The organism is Thiofilum sp., assembly GCF_016711335.1.
In the GTDB taxonomy this organism is placed as follows: domain Bacteria; phylum Pseudomonadota; class Gammaproteobacteria; order Thiotrichales; family Thiotrichaceae; genus Thiofilum.
The window spans coordinates 968,358-994,662 of sequence record NZ_JADJTF010000001.1; the positions used below are offsets into that span (position 1 = coordinate 968,358).

Consider the following 26,305-nt stretch of genomic DNA (forward strand, 5'->3'; position numbering starts at 1 on the left):
ATACCACATACAAAAAAAGCCCCGACCTGCGGAGCTTTTTTTGTAGCTTTAATCACCCAACAGATGAGACTTAAAATTAAGCCTGAGCTGCCGGTTGTACGCTAATAAATTTACGGCCACGGTCGCCTTTTTGTAGGAACACTACAGTGCCATCAACTTTGGCAAATAATGTGTGATCCTTACCACAACCTACATTGTCACCGGGGTGAAATTGAGTACCACGTTGACGTACTAGGATATTACCCGCTCTAACGATTTCGCCGCCAAAGCGTTTAACACCTAAACGTTTGGATTCGGAATCGCGTCCATTACGGGTACTACCGCCTGCTTTCTTATGTGCCATGTCTGAAACCCCTTATGCCGTAATACCAGTGATTTCGATTTTTGTCAGGTACTGGCGATGACCAGTCCGTTTCTGATGGTGTTTACGACGACGGAATTTCATGATTTCAATCTTTTCGCCGCGCATTTGTGATTTAACAACAGCTGTTACTTTGCTGCCATCCACATAGGGCGCACCGATTTTGACGCTCTCGCCACTTCCAACCATCAGGACATTTTCGAAATCGACGCTGGAGCCTTCTGCTACATCCAGTTTCTCAACTTGGATGATGTCGCCTTGGGCGACGCGGTACTGTTTACCGCCTGTTGCGATAACCGCATACATGTTAGTGTGTCTCCAAAAAAATGTCCTGTAAAAAGCCGACGGATTATAATGACTAAAGCACCCAAGATCAAACAAATAGTGAATATTTTAGTGTACTACTTTTAAAAACTTGACACTGAGTAGTCCAGTTACCTAGCATGCGGGCTTTACCCTGCCAATTTTTCAGATGTTTCAAGCCACACCCATCAGAGCAAATTTGCAAGGGTTTACACCTCTCCCACATCAGTCTATTCCCTGAAGGGAGCGGTTTCCACTAAAGGATTTTTAATGAATTTTAACGCTATACGCCAATTAGTTGCTCAAGATATGCAGGCTGTCGATGACCTTATTCGGCGGCGTTTGTATTCTGAGGTCGTGCTAATTAATCAACTGAGCCAATACATTATTGGTAGCGGTGGCAAGCGTTTGCGTCCTCTATTAGCCCTATTAGTAGCTCGTGCTTGTGGTTATCAAGGCACTCATCATGTCGATGTTGCAGCTATTATTGAATTCATTCATACCGCCACTTTATTGCATGATGATGTGGTGGATGAATCGGATATGCGCCGTGGGCAAGAAACAGCAAATAATGTTTGGGGTAATCAAGCAGCCGTTTTAGTGGGTGACTTTTTATACTCGCGTTCATTTGAAATGATGGTGAGTATTGGCAGTATGCGCGTGATGGAAATTTTATCGACCACCACTAATATTATTGCCGAAGGTGAGGTCATGCAGCTACTTAACTGTCATGACCCTGATACTACTGAACAACGCTATATGGATGTCATTCATTCCAAAACCGCCAAACTGTTTGAAGCTGCTACGCAATTGGGCGCAATCTTGGCTCAACGTCCTGAGGCAGAAGAGTTGGCGATGGCAAGATATGGTATGCACCTAGGAACAGCATTCCAATTAGTCGATGATGTACTGGATTACAGCGCTAGCAGCGAAGAAATGGGTAAGAACGTGGGGGATGATTTAGCCGAAGGTAAACCCACTCTGCCATTAATTATCGCTTTGCAGCGTAGTCAAGGTGAACAAGCTCAACTGATTCGTCAGGCTATTGAACAGGGTGGGCTAGAACGCATTGATGCGATTCAACAAGCTATCAAAGATACCCAAGCGCTCGAATACACTATGGATAAAGCACGTACCGAAGCACAATTAGCCGTTAATGCTTTACAAGTCCTGCCCGACTCTGATTACAAAACCGCTTTAGAGAGTCTCAGTTGGTTAGCGGTGAATCGTTCACATTAATCCCAAACTAACAATTCTAAGTATCCGCACCGTATAAGACTCGCTACAATGCTCGGTTAGAGACTGCTCTAGAAGCAGTATCAAGGCTCATTTATTACTTCAATAACGATCTATAACCATGCAAAACTCAACCATGTCGGCTAAGGTAGTTGCCAGTCCATTAGCGGCTAATGACAGCACTTGGTTTATTAAACAACTTCAAAACCAAACCGATACGGCACTATCCGAGCCGATTTATCGCCAATTATTACGTCACATTATTCAAATGATTAATACTGGCGTACTCACCGAAGGAGCGAGCCTACCCTCAGAGCGCACCTTGGCAGAGGCGCTGAATCTAAGCCGTACTACTATCCGCAAATGTTATGATGAGTTACGTGAACTCAATTACATTAGCACGCACGGTCGCGCGGGGGTTATGGTTAAAAGCCCCACCCGTATTGCCCCTGAAATTGGTAAATTAAAAGGGTTTACCGAGGAAATGCGCGAATTGGGTATGCAACCCTCTACTAAGCTACTAGCCCGTGAAATCGTGCAAGACCGTACCATTGCCTCCATTTTCAATCGCCCTTCTACCGCTACCTTTTTGCAATTAATACGCTTACGCCTTGCCGATGATGTACCTATGACCCGTGAAGTGGCGTGGTATGACCTAACCCTTGCTCCCGCATTAGAACAATGGGATGTAGTCGGTTCGGCTTATGAATACTTGCAGCAGCACTGCGGTCTAATACTCGATCATGCCGAGCAAACTATTGAAGCGACTATGAGTAATACACATGAAATGCTCGCTTTTGGCTTTGAAGTACCTAACCCCTGTTTATTACTCAAACGCAAAACTTATACCACCACCGCACAGATGATTGAGTATGTTGAGGGTACTTTCCGAGGGGATGCTTATACCTATCGCATTAATTTAAAACTTAAGCCGTGAAAGTGTTAAGTTGCTCTACAGTAGGCAATACTTGCAATACACCTTGACGTGCTGCCACATAAGCCCCGCAAGTATTGGCGGTTGTTAATGCTTGGGATAAAGGTTGCCGAGACAATAAGGCATATACCAAACCCGCTGTAAACGCATCGCCTGCTCCGGTAGGATCTTGTAACTCAATCGACTGAGCGGGCACGTAATTCATGCGCCCCTCCTGCTCAACCGCTACACAACCCTGCTCCGCTAAAGTCACGATCAATAATTTACCCTGCCAGCTAAGTTGCTCCAAAGTAGTGAGCCATTGAGTGCTAGACCAATTCGACACCTCACCTAATTGAAAAAACTGTGCAGCCTCCGTTTCATTTAAGACCCAAATATCCGTTAATGCCGTCAAGAGTGCAGAAGGTTGTCGCCAAGGAGAAGGATTTAACAGGGTTGGTATTCCCGCTTCGCGTGCTAATTGAAAGGCTCGAATAATAGGCGCTTCAGGTATTTCAAATTGGGCGCAGACTAATTGACTATCGACCAAGCTAGGGCGTACTTGCTCAATATGATCAGCGTTTAATTTGGCATTGGCTCCGGCATAGATAGCAATCATATTTTGCCCCTCTTCCGCTACTAAACCCACTCCAAAACCAGAAGCTCCCTCCATCACTAATACATGTTCGGTGGTTAAACCTGCTTGTTGCAAATAAGTGATTAAGGCTTGTCCCGCTGCATCTCTACCCACCGCCACCACTAAATTCACGGCTAACCCCAAACGCTGCATACCTAAAGCTAGATTTAAACCCTTACCCCCATGCTCAATCCAAAGCTGTTCGGCGGCTACTGATTCACCCGCTTGTGGTAACTGCTTCACCCCCACACTATGCGCCTGAACATAACTACCCAATACTAATACCTGCATCGACTCCACCTCGCTAATTACCACTAGGGATTAGTGTAGATAATTGTGTAGCAAAACCAATACTCCCAGTATGAGGTTTTTATGATAGGTATCAATGAAGTACTTAAATGGGTGACACTTTTGGTATGTTTATGGCTATACTCTTAATAAGCAAGCAGTGGAGTCTAATATGCCTCTTTCACTAGCCCATTTAAGCGAATCTGAAGCCGCCGCTTTAGTACAACAGCTCCTAGGTAAAGCTTTTCAACAGGTCAATCGAGTCGGTGGGGTGTCGCTGCATCAAACGGAGGTCAGAGATTATCGTGGCTCTGATGAGGAACTCCAAGCCGCCGCCTTATTAGATACTGATCACCATTGGACTGAGGTTCAGGATAGTTGGATAGAAGCTTTCAGCCGCTCAGGGGGCTTATGTTTTTTTGACCCTATTGGCTTGCGCTACTACCTACCTGCTTATATGGATTGGTATATGCGTAAGGGCAAAACGCATGAGAGCAATATTACCGGTACCCTTTTATGGCGCTTATCCAATGCTTATGTGCACAACATGACTTTTGACCAACTATTCACTCCAGAGCAATTAACGGCGATTAAAACTTTTCTCGCTTATGCAGCCGCACATAGTCCTTGTGATCCAGAACAAGCTCAAGCTATTTTGACGGCCTATGAGCGAACTGGTGTTTAATACTCACCCCTGACTAAGCCTTGCTTAGTCTATAATATGGTACTATATTGGTACTTCAATGGACAACAGCGAGGTGATTCCATGAAATACTATCTATCTGTTTTAGCAGGGTTAACTACGGCTAGTTTCCTGTGCGTTTCTCCTGTCTCTGCTGATCTGCCCTCATCCGGTTTGTACTATCTCCAAGCTCAACATAGCGGTAAATGCCTGCATCAACATGGGGGTAATCAAAACGAAGGCGGTGCTGTCACTCAATGGAAGTGCATTAATCAGCGCAATGTACAAGTTGAAAAACTTCAAGTGGGTAGTGGCTATTTTATGCTGCGCTTTCGCCATAGCGGCAAATGCCTGACCGTGCTAAACGAGGGGCGCAGCAATGGGACTCCGATTGTGCAGCAGACCTGTAACTACGAAGGGCCGATTGGACAAACGTGGAAACAACTCCCCGGACAAGGCGCTTATGTGAAGATTCAATCCTCTACTGGACTGTGCCTCCATCAACATGGTGCAACCTTTGGCGATGGAGATCGGATTACGGGTTGGGAATGTGTCGATCAAGGTAATGTACGCTGGAAATGGACGCCAGCGCCTGCTAACTAACTCACAACTATTCATCGGAGGAATACTAATGAAACGTATCACCTTAGCCACCACCCTTATGCTATTGGCTCCTACTACCTTTGCGCTTGATGCTGCGTGTGAGCCTTTGGTAAATGCCAGTAAAGCACGAATGGCTCAACCCGCTTGGCACTCGATTGTCGAAGGCGATGGCATCAAACTAGAAGCGATCAAAGTCGATGGTCAGTTTTATATGAGCGAAGATAATAAATGGCAAAAATCCCCTGTAGATTTAGATAAAGCCGAGCAAATTGCTATTGACTCTATTTTGAACGGCAGCCTGAAAGTGACCAATTGCAAGGAAGAAGGTACTGAAACGATTGAGGGGGTTGAAACTACCATTTTAGGTTATGACTCAGAAGTAGTAGGTACTGATTTAGGCAAAGGTCGAGTTAAAATTTATTTAGGTAAAGAGGATGGTCTGCCCTATCTCTCCACCTTTGATAAGACTAAATCGACATATCGTTATACTAATATCAGCGCCCCCACACTTTAATAATCTGAATGAATAATTTTACCCATTAATCCTTTTCGTTGTTTAGGAGCAGCCTATGTTGAATCAATGGTTTTACGCTCACTTACCTAAATTTTTTCATAGGCTGATTTTTTTGCTCATCGTATGGAGTATTTACGCTCCTGTCACTCAAGCCGAAGAAACTGTACCTGCTAATGACGCAGCTATTGCTCAGCTCACTCAATTACTCGATGCTCTACAAGCTGCGGAAAAAACTATTCCGCGTGATAGTTTTGAGACCAGTGCGGTTCTGCCGCATACCGAATTAACCCCCGAATCTTTAAATAATTGGGTACGTGATAATACGTGGTTGATTCCCTATAACGGCGCACTCCGTGATGCACAAGGGGTATTAATGGATCGCGTCGGTAATAGCCTAGACCGTGCGCTATTACTACAGGCCATGCTACGGGAACTAGGCTATGACACGCGCTTAGCCCAAGGTACTTTGACTGAAGCACAAGCTAAACAAGTATTGGCTGAACGTCGCCCTCTACCTGCGAGTACTTTACCCACTAGCACCGAATCACCTGAGCAGCTCGAAAAGCTGATTAAAGACTTTAATCTCGATGCAGCCCAATTAGCTAAAGTCAAAGCGGAAGCTGAAAAAAACCAAGCACAATTAAAAACCACTTTACAAGAACGGGTAGAAAGACAAACAGCCGAGCTATTAAAATTACTCGGTACATTGCCTGCACCTAAACCCGATGAAAGCTATAAAGCCCTACAAGATCATTGGTGGGTGCAATATCAAGAAAAAGATCAATGGTTTGATTTAGATCCTACTTTATCAACGGAATTGGCTAAACAAATCCATGCTAAACCTGTAAAAACTCATGATCTAAATAAGCTAAGTAGTTTACCCTCTGAATTACTTCACAGCGTAAAAGTAAAAGTGATTTTAGAATGTGCCAAAGAAGAAAAACTCACTGAAACTATATTAGCTCAAACCCCTGCTATTTTACCTAGCGAGGTATTAGGTAAGCCTTTTAGTGTGAATCATATTGCAGTGAATTTACCTAATGACTTTAATGCTGGTGATTTAGAGGCTTTCAAAAAAACCCTTTTAAAACAAGAAAACTGGTTTCCAGTGATTACAGTTGCTGATCAGCAATATTTTGATCAGGAGTATACGGCTAATTGTATTTTAAATAAGGCAAAACCACCGCAAACAGGAACTACTATTGATAATACGCTGGGAGATGTATTAGGGGCTTTTGATACCTCTGCAAGTAATTCCTCTAATCCTCCTGCTAATAATGCTTTTATTACGTCTATGTGGTTGGAATATGAGATTCATACCCCAAACCAACCCAAGCAAACTATCCGCCGTCAGTTATTTGATTTGATTGGAGCGGCACAAAGGGCGACAGGTAAGGCAGTAACAGCACTGGATGAAGTGCCGCAATTAGAGTGGCGTTTAGCGTTATTGGGTAGTACAGATATTCTGGCATTTGGTCATGGAATTTCTGATGACTATTTGCTATCACTATCTAGTCACCAACTATTAAAAAACCGCACACCTATTTTACAAATCTTAGAAAAGATTAATGAGCTTAGCCAAGTAAAACAAGCAGCTCAACAATTCAAATACTTACCTCTTCGACTCTATGCCCTCGCTCATTTACGCAGTTATGCTCACCAAGCCACATTGCTAGACCAAATCAATATTATTAATCTACATCGCCAATTAAAATCAGGACAGACTAATTTAAAGTTATTAGAAGCTTTCGATATTACAAACAATGCTGGACTTAGTAGCAGCCAAAAATTGAATGATCAAGTAACACAGGGAGTGATTGACACCAATGCAGAAGCACTATTAAGCCAGAATTGCCCTACAAACCGGTCAGAAACTTGTAGTGCAGTAGTCAATACGGCTGAGCTATGGGAGTTAGCCAAAGTCCAAAATATCACATGGCAAGTGATCCGTACCCCCAACGAACTCCAGCAACTCAGTACCTCTAATAACGTTGCCCAACAGATCACTACTGCACTTAAGCAAGGCTACATTGTTGTTGCTCCCATAAAACCCGTGTTAGTGGGGGATGTGGCGGTCACTAATTGGTGGACTATTAACCCACAAACAGGTCAAACACTAGGAGTGGGGGAACTGGGCTGGGGGAATGCTATGGCTGAATATATCAGTTTACTCAATGTAGCCGTGGGTGCTTCCTTTTGTAACGCAGTGTCACACACAACTAAAGAACTTGCCGCTTGCACTATTGCTCTTGGCTTAGGTGCAGGAGGTGTTTACTTAGGATTCGCAGGACAGGCCGTAGCGGGCTCTTTAATGGGTTTAGGCGCTACTTTAACAGTGGGTGGCTATGCGTACTACTCTCAAAACCATAAGTAACATGCAAACTATGGTGCACCATCTTGTAATAATAGTTTGCCTGACTCTATTTAGTAATTCCGTATGGGCAAATTTAGCTGTTATAAACGCAGCTCATCCCCTCAACAGCCAACTCGCAGCTAAGAGCACTCTACCTACAACTGGCTCGATCACCCACTCTTTTGAACTCCGAGAGCCGCAATATGTCCGCGTACAAGCCATTGGTTCAGACCTCACCTCGCTCACCTATTACAATGATCAAGGTCAAGCTGGCAAACAAAGTACTCAAGCCCCCCTACGTTTAGAGCGCTTAGCACTACCTGCTGGCAAACATTACCTCGAACTCAAAGGCGGAGGTTCCTATATCCTGAAAGTGATTGAATTAGGTACTGTCCCACTGGGTACACCCTATGACAATCCATCTAATACAACTCCTGACACCAACACCAACCCAGCACCTAACTGTAATAGCGAACCTGAAAAATCGACTACGCCCCCCTTGCTAGCCTTACCTAGCTGCTTACAAGGCACACTTAACAAAGACAATACCCAAGACCACTATGCTTTTAAGATCACCGCAGATCAGGCTAATCAAAGTATTACTATCCATACGCAAATCACTAAAGGGCAATTCACCACTTTGAGCCTCAAAAATGCTCAAGATCAGACCTTACAAATCCGTAGCATTTCGGGCGAGGGAACCGCCATACTTAGCCCCTTAGTATTAAGCGTGGGCGACTATAGTTTGAGCCTACAAAGCCTTGGCTATGACACTAACTATGAAATCAAACTAGAGCTAGCACCCCAACCTAAGACAGGCTTTGAAGTTGAGCCGAATGACACGGCTGATAGCGCGGTTCCTTTAGCAGATGATTACTCGACTCAAGGGCATTGGCAGGGCGATGAACAAGATACCTATCACTTTGATGTAACAGGCGCTATGCAACTTTGGCGCATTGAGGTGGTGGGTCAAGGGGCGCAACAATTACGCCAATACGATAATGCCGGACAGGAAGTCTTTAATCGTAGCCGTACTACGGGTGAAGCAATTCGTGCCAATAATCTCTTGCTGTTACCCGGACGCAATATCATTGCAGTCAAAGGCAAAGATAGCGATTACACCCTCAAAGCCACACCACTAGGACCACCGAATCAAAATGATCCTAGCCGCCCTGCGGGTGTCATTGAACAAGAACCGAATGATACTGATACCCAAGCTGAAGCCCTACATTTCAATGAAACGCGCATTGGGCTATTAGCCGAAAGCGATGATTGGGATGCTTACTATTTTACTTTGCACAATGAGGAAACGATTACTCTTACCGCTAAAGCAGGAGCAAAGGGACGTATTAGCCGTCTAAAGGTTGATAACTTACCCGAAGCTTCTGGCGAATTAGACCAGCCTTTAATCTGGACTCAGGTATTAAGCGCAGGGGTACATTATGTGTATTTAAAAGCAGATCCAGTGAGTGATGCTTACTACCAACTCACACTTACTCGCCCTGAAGCTAAAACTCATACGGATTTAAGTCTAAAACTTAGTGCTCCGATTGCTCAATTAGCCGCTTTTTGGACACAAGGGCAAAGTACTAAAGCAGAGCTCATGCTCACCAATACATCGAATCAATCACAAACCGTGCAACTTAGCACTAAGACCAGTCATGCCAAAGTCAGGGCAGAACTTGACAAAACTCAAGTGGAGCTAGCACCTAATAGCACCAAAACTATACCCATTACTTTGAACGCTTTGCCTGATTTAAGTGCGGATGAACCTATACGCCTAACCGTACAAGCGCAAGACTCAAACCAGCAAATACTTACCGAAACCCACTTAGACCTTGCAGTAGACTGTGATGCACCGCCCTCTAATCCACGCTATATCGCCCCCTTGCCACAAGCGTTATTAGGTGGTTTTAATCTAGCCGCGAGTGTTTGGGGGACTAAGCTTGTACAAACGAGCGGTAATTACAGTGAAAAACTCATCGACGGTACAAGTTCCTTACTCAGTACTTGGCGAGCCAAACCCAAAGACAGCATTACCCTCGAATTACCACAAAGCGCTAGTATTAATGGCTTTATTCTCAATCCGATTAGCAATAGCAGCACCGAGCAACGCCTGAAAAACTTTAAAATCAGTACTTCTGAAGACGGCAATACCTTTAACACAGTACTAGAAGGCGCATTAAGCACTGTAGCTCAAGAACAACCCTTTGTTTTGCCTCAGCCTATTCAAGCGCGTTTTGTGCAATTGACCGTTTTGACTAATCACGGTCAAACCGATGATATTCACCTAGGTGAGTTTAAAGTGATTAGTCCACCGACCACAGCACCACAGTCCCGTTTAAATATTGCTGCTCCTGCCTTGGGTGGCTATTTGGTGATGTCTGATCCTTTACAAGTCGATGCTTACCAATTGCTTAAAGACGATCAACGTGCACCAAGCATTAAGGTCGATAAAGAGCACAGTAGTGCCTCATGGATAGTCGGTTTTCAACATAATCGCGCTGCACAAATTGAGCGTATACAGTGGATTAAACCCAATGCCCCCAGCTCCATCCCTAAACTGACTAAGTTGATGGTTGAGGTGAGCACCGAGAGTCCAGTAGGGGGTTGGCAAACCTTGGGCGAATGGTCACTAGAGCAAGATCTAATACTGCCTAAGCCGACTCAGGCAAGGTTTGTACGCTTTACGGCTAATGATTTAAAACCTAATAGCACCTATGAACTAGCCGATAGTTTGAGCATTATTGAACGCCCTGTCGATCAGGATTACTACTCGATTTTAGGTGAATGGGGTGAGAATGAACGGCAAGCTAGTTTTGAATACTTTTCCGCTCCTACGACTACTTCAGTGGGTAATGCACAAGATAACAATGAGCAAGCTAACGAAGCTACTTTACTAAATCCAGATCAGGCTATTAGCAATCAAGTCACCGTGCAAAAAGACGTGGATTGGTATCGTTTTAAACGGGAGGAACCACGCCAAGTGACTCTGGAACTGGCTAATCAACCTACTCTGCGGGCTAATGCCGAACTTTATTCAACCCAACAAGAGCCGATTCTAGTGAATCGTGAAAATGATGCTCAGACGCTCAAACTATCCGCGACGTTAGAAGCAGGCGAGTACTTTTTAAAAGTCAGTGAGCCACCGCGTGCGGTAGTCTTTGCGTGGGATAATAGCGGCAGTATGGCAACGTATACTGATGTATTGTATCGCTCCATTACTCGCTTTGCTCAAGCCGTGAATCCCGATGTGGAAGTAGCGCAATTACTACCTTTTGCCAGTGAGGGCGGCGGTAAGCCTCTGCTTAAAGACTGGTCGGGCGAGCCAAGTACTTTATTGAGTGCTTTAAATAATTACACCCGCAAAGACAGCTCCAGCGATAGCGAGGGCGCATTATTAAGTGCAAATGAATTATTAGCCACTCGTCAAGGGGGGCGAGTGATTCTGCTGCTCACGGATGCTGAGAGCAATGGCTACCCTCTCACGCCCAAGTTATGGCAAAGCTTCAATCAGGTGAAACCAAGTATTTATAGCCTGCAAGTCGATTTATCTGATCAATCTGCTCCACAGGATTTGATGCAAAGCTGGGCGGATGTGAATGGCGGGTATTATAGCCTCACGCGCAGTCAAGCCGATTTAGCCCTAGGCTTTAGTCGCGCTAGCTGTCAATTGCGCCGTGCTGCACCTTATACACTCACCTTAAAAATGGAAGCGCCGAAACCTAAAGCGCCGGAATTAGGTTCTTTATGGATTAAAAGTGCTCCTGTTTCAGACACCACTGCTGAGACTACAAACCCCTCCACCAAACCGACTCAAGCCATTGAAATCATCTTAGATGCATCAGGTAGCATGTTGGAAAAAGTGGGCAATAAAACCAAAATGACTATTGCCAAAAATGTCTTAAGCGATTTGGTACAGAACACCTTACCGCATCAAGTCCCTTTTGCTTTACGGGTGTATGGGCATAAGGAAGCGGGATGTCGTACTGATTTAGATATTGCACTGAAACCTTTAGATCGCGCTAAAACCCAAGCTGTGATCAAAGCGATTAAACCACAACTCAAGGGCAAAACCCCGCTCGCGGATTCGATTTTACAAGCGGCTAAGGATTTACAAGGCAGTGAAAAAGCCACCCTGATACTACTCACCGATGGCAAAGAGTCGTGTGGTGGCAATGTGGAACAAGCGATTCAACAATTACGTGCCCATGATATTGAAGTAAAACTATCCATTATTGGCTTGGGCATTGATGAGGATAAAGTGAAGCAAGAGTTTCGTGCTTGGGCAAAACTAGGCGGTGGCATGTTTTTAGAGGCTAAAGATGCTAAGGAATTAAAAGCAGTCATTACTGAAGTGGTGAGTTTAAAATTTGAAGTGTTACAAGCTGATAAGGTAGTAGCGAGTGGAACGGTAGGGGGTGATAAAATTTCTTTACCGACAGGGACTTATACGATTCGTTATGCCAATGGTGCAATAGTCAAGGATATAACCATCACTAAAGATCAGATCACGCAACTCAGTCACTAATAGATTGCGTACTTTTAGCAGAGGTCACTATGAATAAGATCAAGCCCTTATTACTCTCCTTAACTATCAGTATAGTGGGAGTCAGTAACACACTTTATGCCGATGGTATCGATGATTTAATTGCCGCTATGGTGAGACAAGCTGAGCAGACTTGCTCTAACTATGCCAGTAATGCCATGTTGCAATACCAGCGTAGCCTGCAAGCCGATTGCCGTTTTCCTCCTAGCCCCCGTTGGCAAGCTAATTACCACAATCATTATGGCTGGTGTTATCACACCCAACACGCAAAACCTGAACCTTTAGCGGCTGAACAAAACGCGCGTGAAGCAGAATTAAACGCCTGCTATAACGCAAAAATCAGATGAGTCTCTGATGAGCCTATTAGGACTTAGTGGGTTGGGTTAATAAGGGTGGGTGATAGCTATTAGCCTGCTCCTCATCTGCTTGAGTGCTTTGGGCTAATAAGCGTCCGGGGGTATCGCCAAACATTTGCTGCAATAGCATCGTTGAGGTTTGCTGAATAGACTCACGGCTCAAGCTACGCGGTGCAAATAAAAATTGCTGCACAAAATCCTGCTGAGTAAAAAGCAGATCCTCACCTTGGGGCTGAAAGGGAGTGTTAATACTAACCCGTGCAATACGCCCTAAATTCACCCCACGCCCATCATTTAAAATCAACATATGCGGACACAACTGACGGTAAGGGTCGGGTTCTGGGTAATCAATCACGCCTAAAAGCACTAACGGTTGAGCTGAAAACTTTACACCTGCATTGATTTCACCTGCATTAATTTCAACCAAATAAATAACTTGCCCAATAACAGCTCTTAAGCGCTGTACTGCTACAAAATAATCACGCGGTGGCCATAGACCATCTTTTTCAGGCTCAGGATTCATAAATTAAGCTCTTTGACTTTATTTCAGATCAATTATTATTCAATTCGCAGCAAGCCTGAAATGTTTATGATAAAACATTAGCGCTCTTGATCTTGCGAGCCAGCTATAACAGTAGAGCACAGCGTATTAATACCCAATAGCTTACCTAGCTCGCTTGGCGTACCCTTTTTTCAGGTGATGTTTATGACACAGGATGCACGGTTTACACAATTAACCATGTGGGTTCATTCTCTCTCCGGTTGGGAAACAGCGTTGATCTCTCCCGCCTCAACAGATGCCAGCTTTAGACGTTACTTCCGCGCGACGACGGCACAACGCAGTGCAATCATTATGGATGCCCCGCCCGATAAGCTAAGCATTAACCCGTTTTTGGATATGACGATACGCCTACATGAAGCGAACGTTAGAGTACCGCAAATCTACGCACAAAATAGCTTAGATGGCTTTCTACTGTTAGAGGATTTCGGAAATACGCTGTATTTTCAACAGTTAACGCCTGCTACGGCTGATCATTTATATTACAGCGCGATGGACAGCCTACTGCGTCTACAAGTCGCTGATTGTGATCATATCGCGGAATACACACCTGAATTTCTGTTGATGGAAATGAATTTAATGCCAGAATGGTTCCTCAAGCGCCATTTAGGTCTAATGGATTATGAAATTCCTCAGTCTCTGTTACAAAACACCTTTGCAGCCTTAGTGGAAGCAGCCCAAGAGCAACCCTCTTGCTTTATCCATCGAGACTACCACTCACGCAATCTGATGCTGTTGCCTAATGATGAGATGGGGGTGATTGATTATCAAGATGCGTTTCTAGGCCCTATTACTTATGATTTAGTGTCACTCCTCAGGGATTGTTATATTAGTTGGCCTGAGCATCGGGTGCAGCGTTGGGCGCTCGCTTTCCATAAACAAGCGATTGCTAGAGGTAATATTCCACCGGTGGATGAAATTACCTTTATGCGTTGGTTTGATCTTATGGGTCTACAGCGCCATATTAAAGTCTTAGGTATTTTCTGTCGTCTTTATTATCGTGATGGTAAGCCGCAATATCTCAATGATTTAGCTAGGGTATTGCTTTATGTCATGGAAGTGGGTGAACGTCATCCCGAAACGCGTGCCTTAGTCGCATGGTTAGAAAAGATGGATATACCTGAACGTATTGGCGTGATTGAATTAGCTGCGTAAGAGATTATAAAAATTAGCATGAAAGCCATGATCCTTGCTGCCGGACTCGGTACTCGTATGCGTCCGCTCACTAACTATACCCCTAAACCTTTACTGCTAGTGGGTCGTAAGCCTCTGATTGAGTGGCATATTGAAAAGCTAGTAGCAGCGGGTATTCGTGAAATTGTGATTAATATTGCCCATTTAGGCTGGCAAATACCCGAAACTTTGGGCAATGGTGAACGCTGGAATATTCAGATTCGCTATTCCGATGAGCAACGTGAAGGCGCTTTAGAAACCGCTGGCGGCATTATCAAGGCTTTACCCTTATTGGGTAAGCAACCGTTTTTAGTGGTGAATGGTGATATTTGGTGCGATTTTGATTTTAATAATCTCACCCTAAAACCTAATGACTTAGCTCAATTAGTATTAGTCCCTAATCCTCCCCATCATCCTGAAGGTGATTTTGCCCTGCTTGATGATCGGGTTTGTAATCAAGGCACGCCCCCCCTATACACCTTTAGTGGCATTGGTTTATATAGCCCCATGCTCTTTGCTAATCTACCTCAAGGTAAACGTCCCCTCGCTCCACTTTTACGTAGTTCTATGATTCAAAGACGTATTGGAGGGCAGCTTTATACTGGCGATTGGCGTGATATTGGTACGCCGGAGCGCTTGCATGAACTGGATGATGAGCTGACCGCAAGGGCTTAGGCGCTATTGGCAATTCTGGCTTAGTCTTGTTATAACGTTCTTAATCAATCGTAGAGGAACGTTATTGTGGCAAATTACCAAGCATTAGGTGACGGCATTTATTGCATTGATACGGCATTGTATCGCACGGGCATGGCAGCCTGTTATTTGATCACGGAAGGTGATGCAGCAGCCTTTATCGATACAGGTACTTACTTCACTATCCCTCACCTCCTCGAAGTATTGGACGCCATCGGACTCTCACCGGCTCATGTGCACTATGTCATTCCTACGCACGTCCATCTTGATCATGGTGGGGGCGCAGGTGAGCTGATGGCACATTGCCCTAATGCCACCCTGATTACCCATAGCAAAGGCATTCCTCATATGGTGGACCCGTCAAAACTGCAAGCGGGTTCAACAGTGGTCTATGGTGCGGAGGCTTTTGCTAAAGATTATGGCAAACTGGTTCCTATCCCCGCAGAACGTGCGCGGGCTGCGCTAGAGGGTGAAAAAATCAGCCTTAATGGGCGGCAGTTATTGTTGCTTGAAACCGCAGGGCATGCGAACCATCATATTTGTATTTTCGATACTCAAACCCAAATGGGCTTTACAGGTGATACCTTTGGGATTTCTTACCGCGAATTTGATACACCTCAAGGAGCATGGCTCTTTGCTCCTACTACCCCCGTAGCTTTTGATCCAGGCCATTGGCAGGCTAGCATTGATAAGCTCATGGCACTAAACCCTCAAGCTATGCACCTCACTCACTATGGGCGCGTGACGGAGATGGAGCGCTTATCTCACATGCTACGCCAAAGCGTGACTGATCTGAGCCAACTAGCCTTAAAAGCCTATGAAACCGAATCGGATAGCGTTAAACGTAAAGCCTTGATTCAAGATCAGATTCGCACCTTATGGCTGCAACAATTACGTGAGCACGGTTGCACCTTAAGTACTGAAACCTGTTTAGAACTATTGGCGGTTGATCTTGATTTAAATGCTCAAGGGCTAGAAGTATGGCTACAACGTCTCGCTAAAAAAGCTGCTTAAGGAGTGCTAGCAATGAAACTAGGTACGTGCCTCTATGAAGGTGAAAGCTATGTGTTTATTGATGTCGGAACCCATTTATTGCTACCGGGTTTAGATGAAAATGATCAAGAAATGGCTTGGTTTGATATGGGTATTCTCATAGCCGATTATGAAGAATTAAAACCCAAACTAGAGCGTATTATTGACCTCGATAATCCTGCTTTAGAAATTGATTATGCCGACGTGACCTATCAAGCACCTCACCCCCACCCTAATCAAAATGTTATGTGCCTAGGATTAAATTATTTAGAACATGCTCAAGAAAGCGCTCAAGCATTTAATAAAACCGGAAAAGCCCCTCAATACCCGATTATTTTTACTAAAGCAGTAAGCAGTATCACCGGGCATAATGCCACTATTCCTTTTGATCCTGATACTTGTTCTGAGCTGGATTGGGAGGTCGAATTAGCGGTTATTATAGGTAAACAAGGACGTAAAATTACTCGTGAACAAGCCTATGATTATGTATTTGGCTATACGGTATTAAATGATTTGAGTGCGCGTGATATTCAGCGTAATCATAAACAATTCTTTCTCGGTAAAAGCTTTGATGGTGCTTGTCCTATGGGACCTTATATAGTCACTAAAGATGAAATCCCTAATCCACATGATTTAACTATTAGCTGTCGAGTGAATGGTATTATTAAACAAGAGGCGAATACTGGGCTAATGATTTTTGATATTCCCGCGATTATAGAAACGATTTCGCGTAGTCAAACTTTATACCCCGGAGATATAATTGCTACAGGCACACCCAGTGGAGTAGGTTTTGCGCGTAATCCACCGGAATTTTTAAAACCAAATGATGTGGTGGAGTGTGAGATTGGGGGGATAGGGGTCTTGAAGAATCAGATCGGACTGTCTGCTTAACACTTTTTGTCTTTACGTTGTGCGGACAAAGTACTAAACTTTCTCTTAATCTCAGGAGAATAACTATGAACACTGTACCGACTTTAGTAGAGACTAAAATACCTCCACTCAATATCCGTATTCGCGCTGATCAACGCCGCTTAATTGAGCAAGCGGCTGAAGCAATGGACAAAACTGTGTCAGATTTTGTGCGTGAAGCAGCCTTACGCGAGGCGACGCATACTTTGCTAGATCAAGCCTTATTTCAATTGAACCAAGCGGATTGGGATAAATTTAATGACGCTTTAAACCATCCACCCACTACGAACCCTGGCCTACATGACTTGCTGACTCGTAAACCAGTTTGGGGGCAATAATGCTGAATGCTCCTAAACCCTTACAGGATCACCATGATCTCAGTGCCTTTGACTGTGGTGAGCCTATTTTAAATGAGTGGCTCAAACAACGCGCACGCAAAAATGAAGTATTGGGAGCTTCGCGTACTTTTGTAGTATGTAATGTTATGTCAGTGGTGGGTTATTATGCCCTAGCAGCGGGTTCAGTAACCCATGACTTAGCCGTTAGCAAAATTAAACGCAATATGCCTGATCCCATTCCGGTTATTATATTGGGACGCTTAGCTATCGATCAGCACTATAAAAGACAAGGCTTAGGCTATTCTCTATTACAAGATGTTTTATTACGTTGCCATGCTGCTGCCCAACATATTGGCGCTAGAGCTTTATTAGTGCATGCACTCTCTGAGAGCGCTAAACAGTTTTATGAGCATTTTGGCTTTAGAGCATCCCCGATTAATGAGCGCACTTTAATGATTTTGCTTAGCGAAATTGTCCCTAATTATTAGCCATTCCCCGCGATTGATCTAGCACCCTGTTATACTCTCTCTATCAAGCACTACTTTGGACTAAGCCATGTTAGTACTGCCTTATGGAATCAGTGATTTTTACCAAATCCGTACCCAACACTATCGCTATCTAGATCGCACCCACTATTTACCAATCCTTGAGCAAGCGGGTAAACAATTAGTGTTCTTACGTCCGCGTCGCTTTGGTAAGTCATTACTGATTTCTATGCTGGAGCACTATTATGATCTGAATAAGGCAGAGCAATTTGCGTTACTCTTTGGGGATCTTAATATAGGTCAACACCCTACCACCGAGCATAATCAGTATTTAATTCTGCGTTGGGATTTTTCTATGGTATCTGCCATTGGTGATATTGAGCACATCAAACACAGTTTATTTACCCATATCAATCTCGCTATTAAAGATTTTGCACGTCAATATCAAAACTTGTTACAAGGACAGATTGACATTATTCCTGATGCCTTAGGCTCTTTTCAATCCTTGGTGGATATAGTGTCTGCTAGTCACCAACAACTCTATCTATTGATTGATGAATACGATAATTTTGCTAATGAGGTATTGATTAGTGCTGTGCAAGGGGAGCAACGTTACCGTGATTTATTAAGCGGCGAGGGGATTGTCAAAACGTTATTTAAAATCATTAAAGGATCAGCCTCTGAAGGAAAAATAGCACGAGTTTTTATTACGGGAGTGTCACCTATTGTGCTAGCTGATATGACCAGTGGTTATAATGTGGCAGTTAATATTGCTCTACATGAGGAATTAAATAGTCTTTGTGGTATTACAGAAGTAGAGTTAATAGAACTATTGACAGAGGTGGTAGATGGTTGTCAGTCAAATGGTTCAGTATCTTACCTATTAGATACTATGCGGCAATTTTATAATGGCTACCGTTTTTGCCACGATTTAAAAGAGCCTACAGTTTACAATCCTACTTTATGCTTTTATTTTCTAAATTATTATCAGCGTCGTTGTGAAACACCTCTACAACTACTCGATGGCAATTTAGCTATGGACGCCAGTCGTATTCGCTATATTGCTAATTTACCTTTAGGTCATCAAGTGATTAGCCAAATCCTCGATGAGCAAAACCCACCTACTTTAACCTTTTTAGAGAATCAATTCGGGGTTGAGCACTTACATAAACTGCAACAATTACCCAGTTATATGTTGTCTTTAATGTATTATTTTGGAGTGCTCACTATTGTTGGGCAGGGTGAGCTAGAGGATATTGTGTTAGGTGTCCCTAATCGCGTTATTTATCGTTTATATGTGGAAGAATTAAAAGAACAATTGCTCCCCCTCGGTGATCAACCCCATATCACTCAATTAGCACGGCAATTTTATCAAACTGCCCACTTGAGTCCATTAGCTGATGCGCTAGAAGCAAAATACTTTGCGGTATTCGATAATCGGGACTATCGCTGGAGTAATGAGCTGACCATTAAAACGGCTTTTATGACACTCTTATTTAATGATGCGTACTATATTATGGACTCCGAGGCAAGTGTACAGCGCCGCTATACTGATTTAGTCATGATTATTCGCCCTAGTATGCGTAAGCATCAAACCCTCAAAGATTTTGTCTTAGAGTTTAAGTATTTAAAACTAGGCGATTTAGGTTTAAATGCTGAAGCAGTACGAGCGCAAAGTCGAGAGGAGTTATTGCAATTGCCTTTGGTACAAGAACACCTTAAGCATGCTTTAGATCAATTAGGTGCTTATCGTACCACCTTAAATAATCGTTATCAGCAACCTGAACGCCTGTATTGTATTGCGATTATTGCTTTAGGCTTTGAGCGTTTAGTGTGGCAGGTGCTTTAGTAAAAATAGTATTCTAACGTCCTAAACTCGCTCGTACACATTTTAAAATCTCATAACTATATTGCTGCTCTAAAGCCTCATAAATAGGACTTAATGCTTTGGTATTTTCATCCAGTAAATCAAATGCACTAATAATGCGCTGTAATTCAGCCCCATCTAATTGCACTACAGACTCTAAAGCAAGCGCTCCTACCTCAATCGCCTCGGCTAAATGGCTATAAATAGTACTAAGCTTTAACTCCCTTAACTGAGCAATGCGCTCTGGACTATGACCTTTATGATGCAGACTTAGCGTAGTATTGATGGTTTCACTCAGACCATTAACTGCATTTAGGCGCGGATAGGCTTGTAGCACTTCTAAAAACAAACCACCATAATGCTCAAATTTATACTCTCCGACCCCATGAATACGACGTAATTCTGCCAAGGTATGAGGATGGCGTTTCACCATTTCCAGCAAGGTGGAGTCGTGGAAAATAGCAAAGGGTGGCACATTTTGAGCCTGTGCCAAACGCATTCTAAGATTGCGTAAGCCTTCCCATAAAGGCTGTTCAGCCTCCGTTAGCGCTTGCTTAGTTAAGCGTTCGCGTTCGGCTTTAGCCGCCTTCTTGTCTGGTTTAACACTCAATTTAAGATGCAAAGTACTCTGCCCTTTTAATAAAGGACGTGCCAACTCAGTGAGTTGCAAACCGCCATGCCCTTCCAAATCTACACTTAAATAGCCTAAAGCCAAAAGCTGCCGATAAATACTGCGCCACTGAGCCTCTGTTTGATCCGTGCCAATGCCAAAGGTACTCACCTGATGATGGTTAAATTGCACTATACGCTCGGTGCGTTTGCCCAATAGCACCTCAATTAAATAATTCACCCCAAAACGCTGTCCCGTGCGATACACACAAGATAAGGCTTTTTGTGCGGCAACGGTGGCATCCCATGTTTTAGGTGGATTTAAGCAATTATCACAATTACCGCAAGGGGGAGAACCCGTCTCCCCTAAATAACTCAATAAGGCTTGGCGTCGACAGGTACTCATCTCACATAAAGCCAACATCGCATCTAGGCGATAATGCTCCACGCGCTTGTGCTGCTCGGACGCTGTAGACTCAGCCAACATCTGGCGCAAGGTAATCACATCACCTAGTCCATAACTCATCCACGAATGAGCAGGCTCACCATCGCGTCCCGCCCGCCCCGTTTCTTGATAATAGGCCTCAATACTTTTGGGTAAATTTAAATGCGCTACAAAGCGTACATCGGGCTTATCTATCCCCATGCCAAAGGCTATGGTGGCCACCATAATAATCCCGTCTTCACGCAAAAAACGTTCTTGATTACGCTGGCGCACTTCAGCCTCTAGTCCCGCATGATAGGGCAGTGCGGTGCGCCCTTGAGCACTCAACCATGCCGCCACTTCCTCCACTCGCTTACGCGACAAGCAATACACAATCCCTGCATCATTACGGTGCTCAGTACGAATAAAATCCCATAGGGCTTGCTTAGCATTAGGCAAATCATGAATCGCATACTGAATATTAGGACGATCAAAGCTAGGGGCAAAAATCTTAGCCTGCTCTAATGAGAGCTGAGTAATAATTTCCTGACGGGTACGCGGATCAGCCGTAGCCGTTAAAGCAATACGCGGAACCTGCGGGTAGCGCTCGACCAATTGCGATAACTTTTGATATTCAGGGCGAAAATCATGTCCCCATTGCGACACGCAATGTGCCTCATCAATGGCAAATAGAGCAATATTGAGCTGATCTAAGAGAGTAAGCGTGCGCTCCATCAATAGGCGTTCAGGCGCAACATAGAGCAAATCTAACTGCTGTGCTTTTAAAGACCTTTCTATATCAATAACTTGTTGCAAGTTTAAAGTAGAATTTAAAAAAGCGGCTCGTACTCCCAACTGTTTTAAAGCACTTACTTGATCCTGCATCAGAGCAATTAAGGGAGAAACAATAACCCCCACTCCTGCCCGAATGAGAGCAGGTATTTGATAACAGAGTGATTTACCACCGCCTGTCGGCATTAAGGCGAGTGCGTCTTTACCTTGTAACAGGGTATTAATAATCTCTGCTTGCGGAGGTCTAAAGGCTGAATACCCATATACTTGTTCTAATATTTCATAAGCTCGCTGCATAATTCTCGCTCTTAATTAAAATCATAGGCAGAATAGCCCTGAATCTGTTTATTCTTAGCTTGGTATTAATCTAGCATTTATCGCGTTATGGCACATTTTTAACTACCAAAACGAGCTAATGGGCGCTTGTTTTTAAATACACTAACTTCTATCTTAAATAATTTTTTGATCGATTACGCACAGCGGTGGGCACACTATGTTGACAGGGCATTGGGCAAGGAGGCTTGTTATTCCATTAGTCTTAACAAGCACTATGGGGGTAGTTTATGCTGAAGACTACGATCAATATCAACAAAACCTAGCCTATCAGGGCGAGGAATATTATGACCCGCAGACGGTTCCGGTTAGTTATTCTGAGCCTGAACTCGTATATGCTGAAAACTATCCAGCACAGGCTTATCTACCTCCAGAACCTTTACAGGTCGCGCAAAAAACCCGCGAGCAATATAACCAAGAATGGCAGCAAAACCAGTTACGCCAGCGTCTTGCACAACAGCAACAAACGACACAGCAGCAACGTGAAGCAGCGCTACGTCGTCAAGAACAAGCGTATATGAACGAGGTGCGCCAGCAACAAGAGCTAGCACGCCGCCGCGCCTTAAACCAACAGCAGTTAGTTCAGCAAAGAGCGCAACAGCAACAAGCACGGCAACGAGCATTACAACAACAGCAATTAGCCCAGCAGCAGCGCTTAGCGCAACAACAAGGGCAATCCTATCAGCCACCCGCTCTCTATGCACAACCTAATTCTAAAGTCTATAACGGTGGAGCTTATTATAATCGCTTACCTGATACTATAGCGGCACTGTTGCGCAGCGCTCGTACCAGCGAAGCCAATATGAGCACCTATGTGCGTAGTGTGCGCGGTGGTCCAGCCCTCATTGCAGCGAATGCTGATCGCCCTAGTAATCCAGCCTCTACTATGAAACTGGTCACGAGTTATGTGGCTCTAGGTACGCTAGGTGCTAATTATCGTTGGCCGACTGAGCTTTATATTACGGGTAATATTGCAGGAGGAGTACTACGCGGTGATGTGATTCTGAAAGGCTATGGTGATCCCGATTTCAGAGAAAACGATTTAGTCGGTATGCTGCAAGTATTACGTGCGCGTGGTGTGCAGCATATTGCAGGTAATGTTCTAGTAGATCGTAGTTACTTCCAACTCCCTTATGAGCCGCCCGGAGCTTTCGATGGTAAAGCAGGTGCTGCCTATAACGCTCAACCCGATGCGCTACTTTATAATGAGCGCGGTAGTTGTTATGAGTTCCGTAATTTAAAAGGACAAATTCAACGGATTTGCCCACTACCACGTAATGCTAAAGCGGTCGCAGATTTAAATACCAATCTATTTGGTGGCTTTTGGAAGGTATGGGTAGGGATATTAGGAGGCAATTTACAAGGCAGCTTCCATGAAAACCGTGTACCGCCTAATGCCCAACTCATCCATCGCCATTATTCACAACCCCTGTCTGAAATCCTAAAAACGGTGAACAAGGACAGCAATAATGTCATGGCACGCCAAATCATGCTTTCCGTCGGTGCACAACAACTAGGAGCGCCAGGGACACCACGCAAAGGGGCTGAAGCCACTGGGCGCTATTTGGAAAGTCGTGGCTTGTATTTCCCAGAATTACGTATCGAAAATGGTGCAGGCTTAAGCCGCATTGAACGCATTAGTGCTCGTCATTTAGGTGAGATGCTAGTTGATGCGTTTAACAGCCCTGTGCGGGATGCTTTAATGGAGTCTATGCCTGCTTTAGGTATGGAAGGCACTGTACGTAATCGGCTAAAAGGCAGCGCTGCTCGTGGCTATGGACGTTTTAAAACCGGAACGTTACGTAATGTACGTGCCCTAGCTGGGTATCTACAATCTTTAGATGGAGAAATTTATGCGGTTTCTATTTTGCATAATGACTCCTCTATGGGAGCCAAAACCAAAAAGGCTCATGATAAATTAGTAGAATGGATCTTCGCTGCTCGACGTTAAACCCATTCAGGCAACTCAGCAGTAAAACTAAGCCGCCTCAAACAAACGAGGCGGCTTACTAAAACTTCATAAAGAAGTAACAACATGCAATTCCTGATTCCGATACCCCCACCAGTCGAAGACTGGTACATAGCGCTAATTGTCCTAATTAGTAAACTCAATCCTTGAGTAAGCCATGCTGGGAGATGTCTTGCACTGAACCAAACGAGTACGGCGCAAGTCATCTGAGAGTCATAGTGCCAGAGTGTATTAAGTCTGAGCAGACCTACCCCGACTAAAGTGATTAACCAACGGATAAGCTCACTCTACTCACTCACTGACGCTATGATGGCATCACCTCAGCCCATAAATCATGTTCATCAGCGTGGGTGATAAGTACTTCGACAAACTCACCGACAGGCAGTTCACAACCTTCTATGACCACTTGTCCATCAATTTCAGGTGCATCACGATAAGTACGTCCAATACTTTGTCCCTCACCTACATCATCAATCAATACCGTCATGGTTTGACCGATTAAACTACCCAACTTATCTGCGCTAATCTCAGCCTGTAGTTCCATAAAACGTTCTAAACGTTCTTGCTTCACCTCTTCAGATACAGCATTAGGCAAGTCATTAGCGGTTGCACCCTCGACTGGAGAATAAGCAAAAGCACCTACTCGATCTAATTGGGCTTCTTCTAGAAAATCCAATAGCTGCTCAAAATCATCCTCGGTTTCCCCCGGAAAACCCACAATGAAGGTACTACGCACCGTCATATCAGGGCATAATTCACGCCATTTATGCACGCGTTCTAGTACTTTTTCAGCATGTGCAGGACGGCGCATGTTTTTTAGTACGCTGGGGGAAGCATGTTGAAAGGGAATATCTAAATACGGCAGAATTTTATTCTCAGCCATTAAAGGTAATAAATGATCCACATGAGGATAGGGATAGACATAATGCAAACGTGTCCATACATCCATTTCACCTAAAGCCTCAGCTAATTGCTGAATATGAGTTTTAACCGGACGCCCTTTCCAGAATCCAGTACGGTACTTCGTATCAATGCCATAGGCACTGGTATCTTGTGATACGACTAATAATTCTTTTACTCCCGCATTGACCAGATTTTCCGCTTCCTGCAATACATCCCCAATCGGGCGCGACACTAAATCACCACGCAACGAGGGAATAATGCAAAATGAGCAGCGATGATTGCACCCTTCTGAAATCTTTAAGTAGGCATAGTGACGGGGCGTTAACCGAATCCCTTGCGGTGGAATCAGATCTAGATAAGGATCGTGCGCCGGAGGTAAATGCTCATGCACCGCACTCATCACCTCGTTATAGGCGTGGGGTCCCGTTACTGCGAGCACATTAGGGTATTCATTTAAGATTTTATTAGAATCTGCCCCTAAACAGCCTGTCACAATCACGCGCCCATTCTCAGCTAGGGCCTCACCAATAGCATCTAAGGACTCTTCAACGGCTGCATCGATAAAACCACAGGTATTGACTACCACTAAGTCAGCTTGGTCATAGGTCCCCGTAATTTCATACCCTTCAGCCCGCATCTGGGTCAAAATACGCTCTGAATCAACTAAGGCTTTAGGGCAACCCAAACTAACAAAACCAATGCGCGGAACGGACGTTTTCATGGACTAAATAGCGGCTAAATCAACAAACGCTGCATCATAACGGATTCAAATTCATTAGTCTTGTTTTATCTTAAAACCATGAACCACAAGATCTTGTGTCAAGTTATCCACTGATTTTCTACTAAGTTATACACAGGGTGTGTATAACTTGCTATTTCTACTATAACACTGCTAACTGGCGTTTTAAGTTTTAATTAATCATATAACTATATGATTTTTATCATAATTAATGTAGTGCAATTTTTTAATAAAATTGTCACAAACCTGATTCTGGCAGCCTTAGAGGGCTATTTTTACTGACTTATCCACAGAGTTATCCACAGGCTAGACTTGACAGCGCCTAACTGCTTGATTCTTCTTAAACTGAGCAAAAACTGAACAAGTATAAAAATATTTAATACTTATACTAATCAACCTAACTCTGGCAGCAGTGCCATAATATGCGACCTAACATAGTTCTCAATTAGCTGCTCTTCTAGAGCACAAAATCTAGTGCTCTACCTCACGCAATTTACTATTGCTAGTCAGAGATAGATTATCCCTCTCAACTGGATAGCTAGCCCCATCCTAGAGGGCTAATACTGTCTGCTGCCAAACCTATCTACAGCAATATAGGGTTTAATCCCCTAACCCTCTAAACTCTTTAGAATGTTCATCACTATAAGCACTAAAACTATTTGAGGTTTTAAGTAGATTTTTGTAA

General features: G+C 44.1%; 22 protein-coding genes. 16 read left to right on the forward strand and 6 right to left on the reverse strand.

Annotated features, from left to right (window positions below):
- Positions 1-76: 76 nt before the first annotated feature.
- Both rpmA and rplU read right to left on the reverse strand, forming a co-directional pair.
- Entirely contained in the window at positions 77-343 is a 267-nt protein-coding gene (rpmA, locus tag IPL34_RS04620; protein WP_296838415.1) for a 50S ribosomal protein L27, read from the reverse strand.
- Positions 344-355: 12 nt separating this feature from the next.
- Positions 356-667 carry a 50S ribosomal protein L21 gene (gene rplU / locus IPL34_RS04625; protein ID WP_296838420.1) on the reverse strand — a complete coding sequence of 104 codons (312 nt, stop codon included), beginning with the start codon at positions 665-667 and terminating at the stop codon, positions 356-358.
- 267 nt (positions 668-934) lie between these two features.
- Here rplU and ispB point away from each other — a divergent pair, with 267 nt between their 5' ends.
- On the forward strand, positions 935-1,903 hold the full coding sequence (gene ispB / locus IPL34_RS04630) for an octaprenyl diphosphate synthase (protein WP_296838425.1): 969 nt from the start codon (positions 935-937) through the stop codon (positions 1,901-1,903).
- 118 nt (positions 1,904-2,021) lie between these two features.
- The gene (locus IPL34_RS04635) at positions 2,022-2,837 is read left to right on the forward strand and encodes a GntR family transcriptional regulator (RefSeq protein WP_296838429.1); all 816 of its coding nucleotides are present in this window, start codon (positions 2,022-2,024) and stop codon (positions 2,835-2,837) included.
- Here IPL34_RS04635 and IPL34_RS04640 read toward each other — a convergent pair.
- Positions 2,827-3,741, reverse strand: coding sequence for a ribokinase (locus tag IPL34_RS04640; RefSeq protein WP_296838433.1), 915 nt, complete (start codon positions 3,739-3,741; stop codon positions 2,827-2,829). The two genes, IPL34_RS04635 and IPL34_RS04640, sit on opposite strands and share 11 nt — an antisense overlap.
- Positions 3,742-3,910: 169 nt before the next feature.
- Between IPL34_RS04640 and IPL34_RS04645 the strand changes: the two genes are divergently transcribed.
- The 6 genes from IPL34_RS04645 to IPL34_RS04670 all read left to right on the forward strand — a co-directional run bounded on the left by IPL34_RS04645 (position 3,911) and on the right by IPL34_RS04670 (position 12,786).
- Complete coding sequence (locus tag IPL34_RS04645) at positions 3,911-4,423, forward strand: DUF6714 family protein (RefSeq protein WP_296838436.1); 513 nt, start codon at positions 3,911-3,913, stop codon at positions 4,421-4,423.
- Between the two features lie 81 nt (positions 4,424-4,504).
- A complete protein-coding gene (locus tag IPL34_RS04650; RefSeq protein WP_296838441.1) occupies positions 4,505-5,023 on the forward strand; it encodes an RICIN domain-containing protein in 519 nt (172 codons plus the stop codon).
- Positions 5,024-5,051: 28 nt separating this feature from the next.
- Entirely contained in the window at positions 5,052-5,537 is a 486-nt protein-coding gene (locus tag IPL34_RS04655) for a hypothetical protein (protein ID WP_296838444.1), read from the forward strand.
- 55 nt (positions 5,538-5,592) lie between these two features.
- On the forward strand, positions 5,593-7,911 hold the full coding sequence (locus IPL34_RS04660; RefSeq protein ID WP_296838447.1) for a transglutaminase domain-containing protein: 2,319 nt from the start codon (positions 5,593-5,595) through the stop codon (positions 7,909-7,911).
- A 1-nt stretch (position 7,912) separates the two neighbouring features.
- Positions 7,913-12,421: a VWA domain-containing protein gene (locus tag IPL34_RS04665; protein ID WP_296838450.1), complete on the forward strand. Its 4,509-nt coding sequence runs from the start codon at positions 7,913-7,915 to the stop codon at positions 12,419-12,421.
- Between the two features lie 29 nt (positions 12,422-12,450).
- Complete coding sequence (locus IPL34_RS04670) at positions 12,451-12,786, forward strand: hypothetical protein (protein ID WP_296838454.1); 336 nt, start codon at positions 12,451-12,453, stop codon at positions 12,784-12,786.
- 16 nt (positions 12,787-12,802) lie between these two features.
- On the opposite strand, the gene IPL34_RS04675 is transcribed toward IPL34_RS04670, so the two are convergent.
- Positions 12,803-13,318, reverse strand: coding sequence for a hypothetical protein (locus IPL34_RS04675; RefSeq protein ID WP_296838457.1), 516 nt, complete (start codon positions 13,316-13,318; stop codon positions 12,803-12,805).
- Between the two features lie 183 nt (positions 13,319-13,501).
- Between IPL34_RS04675 and IPL34_RS04680 the strand changes: the two genes are divergently transcribed.
- The 7 genes from IPL34_RS04680 to IPL34_RS04710 all read left to right on the forward strand — a co-directional run bounded on the left by IPL34_RS04680 (position 13,502) and on the right by IPL34_RS04710 (position 19,833).
- A complete protein-coding gene (locus IPL34_RS04680) occupies positions 13,502-14,509 on the forward strand; it encodes a phosphotransferase (RefSeq protein ID WP_296838461.1) in 1,008 nt (335 codons plus the stop codon).
- A gap of 18 nt (positions 14,510-14,527) precedes the next feature.
- Positions 14,528-15,202 (forward strand): N-acetylmuramate alpha-1-phosphate uridylyltransferase MurU, encoded by a 675-nt coding sequence (gene murU / locus IPL34_RS04685; protein ID WP_296838464.1) that lies wholly within the window; start codon positions 14,528-14,530, stop codon positions 15,200-15,202.
- Between the two features lie 66 nt (positions 15,203-15,268).
- Positions 15,269-16,234 (forward strand): MBL fold metallo-hydrolase, encoded by a 966-nt coding sequence (locus IPL34_RS04690; RefSeq protein ID WP_296838467.1) that lies wholly within the window; start codon positions 15,269-15,271, stop codon positions 16,232-16,234.
- Positions 16,235-16,246: 12 nt separating this feature from the next.
- Positions 16,247-17,143, forward strand: coding sequence for a fumarylacetoacetate hydrolase family protein (locus IPL34_RS04695; RefSeq protein ID WP_296838470.1), 897 nt, complete (start codon positions 16,247-16,249; stop codon positions 17,141-17,143).
- Positions 17,144-17,208: 65 nt separating this feature from the next.
- Entirely contained in the window at positions 17,209-17,499 is a 291-nt protein-coding gene (locus IPL34_RS04700) for a DUF1778 domain-containing protein (RefSeq protein ID WP_296838473.1), read from the forward strand.
- Complete coding sequence (locus IPL34_RS04705) at positions 17,499-17,987, forward strand: GNAT family N-acetyltransferase (protein WP_296838476.1); 489 nt, start codon at positions 17,499-17,501, stop codon at positions 17,985-17,987. The genes IPL34_RS04700 and IPL34_RS04705 overlap by 1 nt, the downstream gene beginning before the upstream one ends.
- Positions 17,988-18,054: 67 nt before the next feature.
- Positions 18,055-19,833 (forward strand): AAA family ATPase, encoded by a 1,779-nt coding sequence (locus IPL34_RS04710; RefSeq protein ID WP_296838478.1) that lies wholly within the window; start codon positions 18,055-18,057, stop codon positions 19,831-19,833.
- 13 nt (positions 19,834-19,846) lie between these two features.
- On the opposite strand, the gene recQ is transcribed toward IPL34_RS04710, so the two are convergent.
- Entirely contained in the window at positions 19,847-21,973 is a 2,127-nt protein-coding gene (recQ, locus tag IPL34_RS04715) for a DNA helicase RecQ (protein ID WP_296838481.1), read from the reverse strand.
- Between the two features lie 196 nt (positions 21,974-22,169).
- Between recQ and IPL34_RS04720 the strand changes: the two genes are divergently transcribed.
- Positions 22,170-23,960 carry a D-alanyl-D-alanine carboxypeptidase gene (locus IPL34_RS04720; protein ID WP_296838484.1) on the forward strand — a complete coding sequence of 597 codons (1,791 nt, stop codon included), beginning with the start codon at positions 22,170-22,172 and terminating at the stop codon, positions 23,958-23,960.
- A 322-nt stretch (positions 23,961-24,282) separates the two neighbouring features.
- Here the strand turns inward: IPL34_RS04720 and rimO are convergent, their stop codons facing one another.
- Complete coding sequence (rimO, locus tag IPL34_RS04725; protein WP_296838487.1) at positions 24,283-25,602, reverse strand: 30S ribosomal protein S12 methylthiotransferase RimO; 1,320 nt, start codon at positions 25,600-25,602, stop codon at positions 24,283-24,285.
- Between the last annotated feature and the right edge of the window lie 703 nt (positions 25,603-26,305).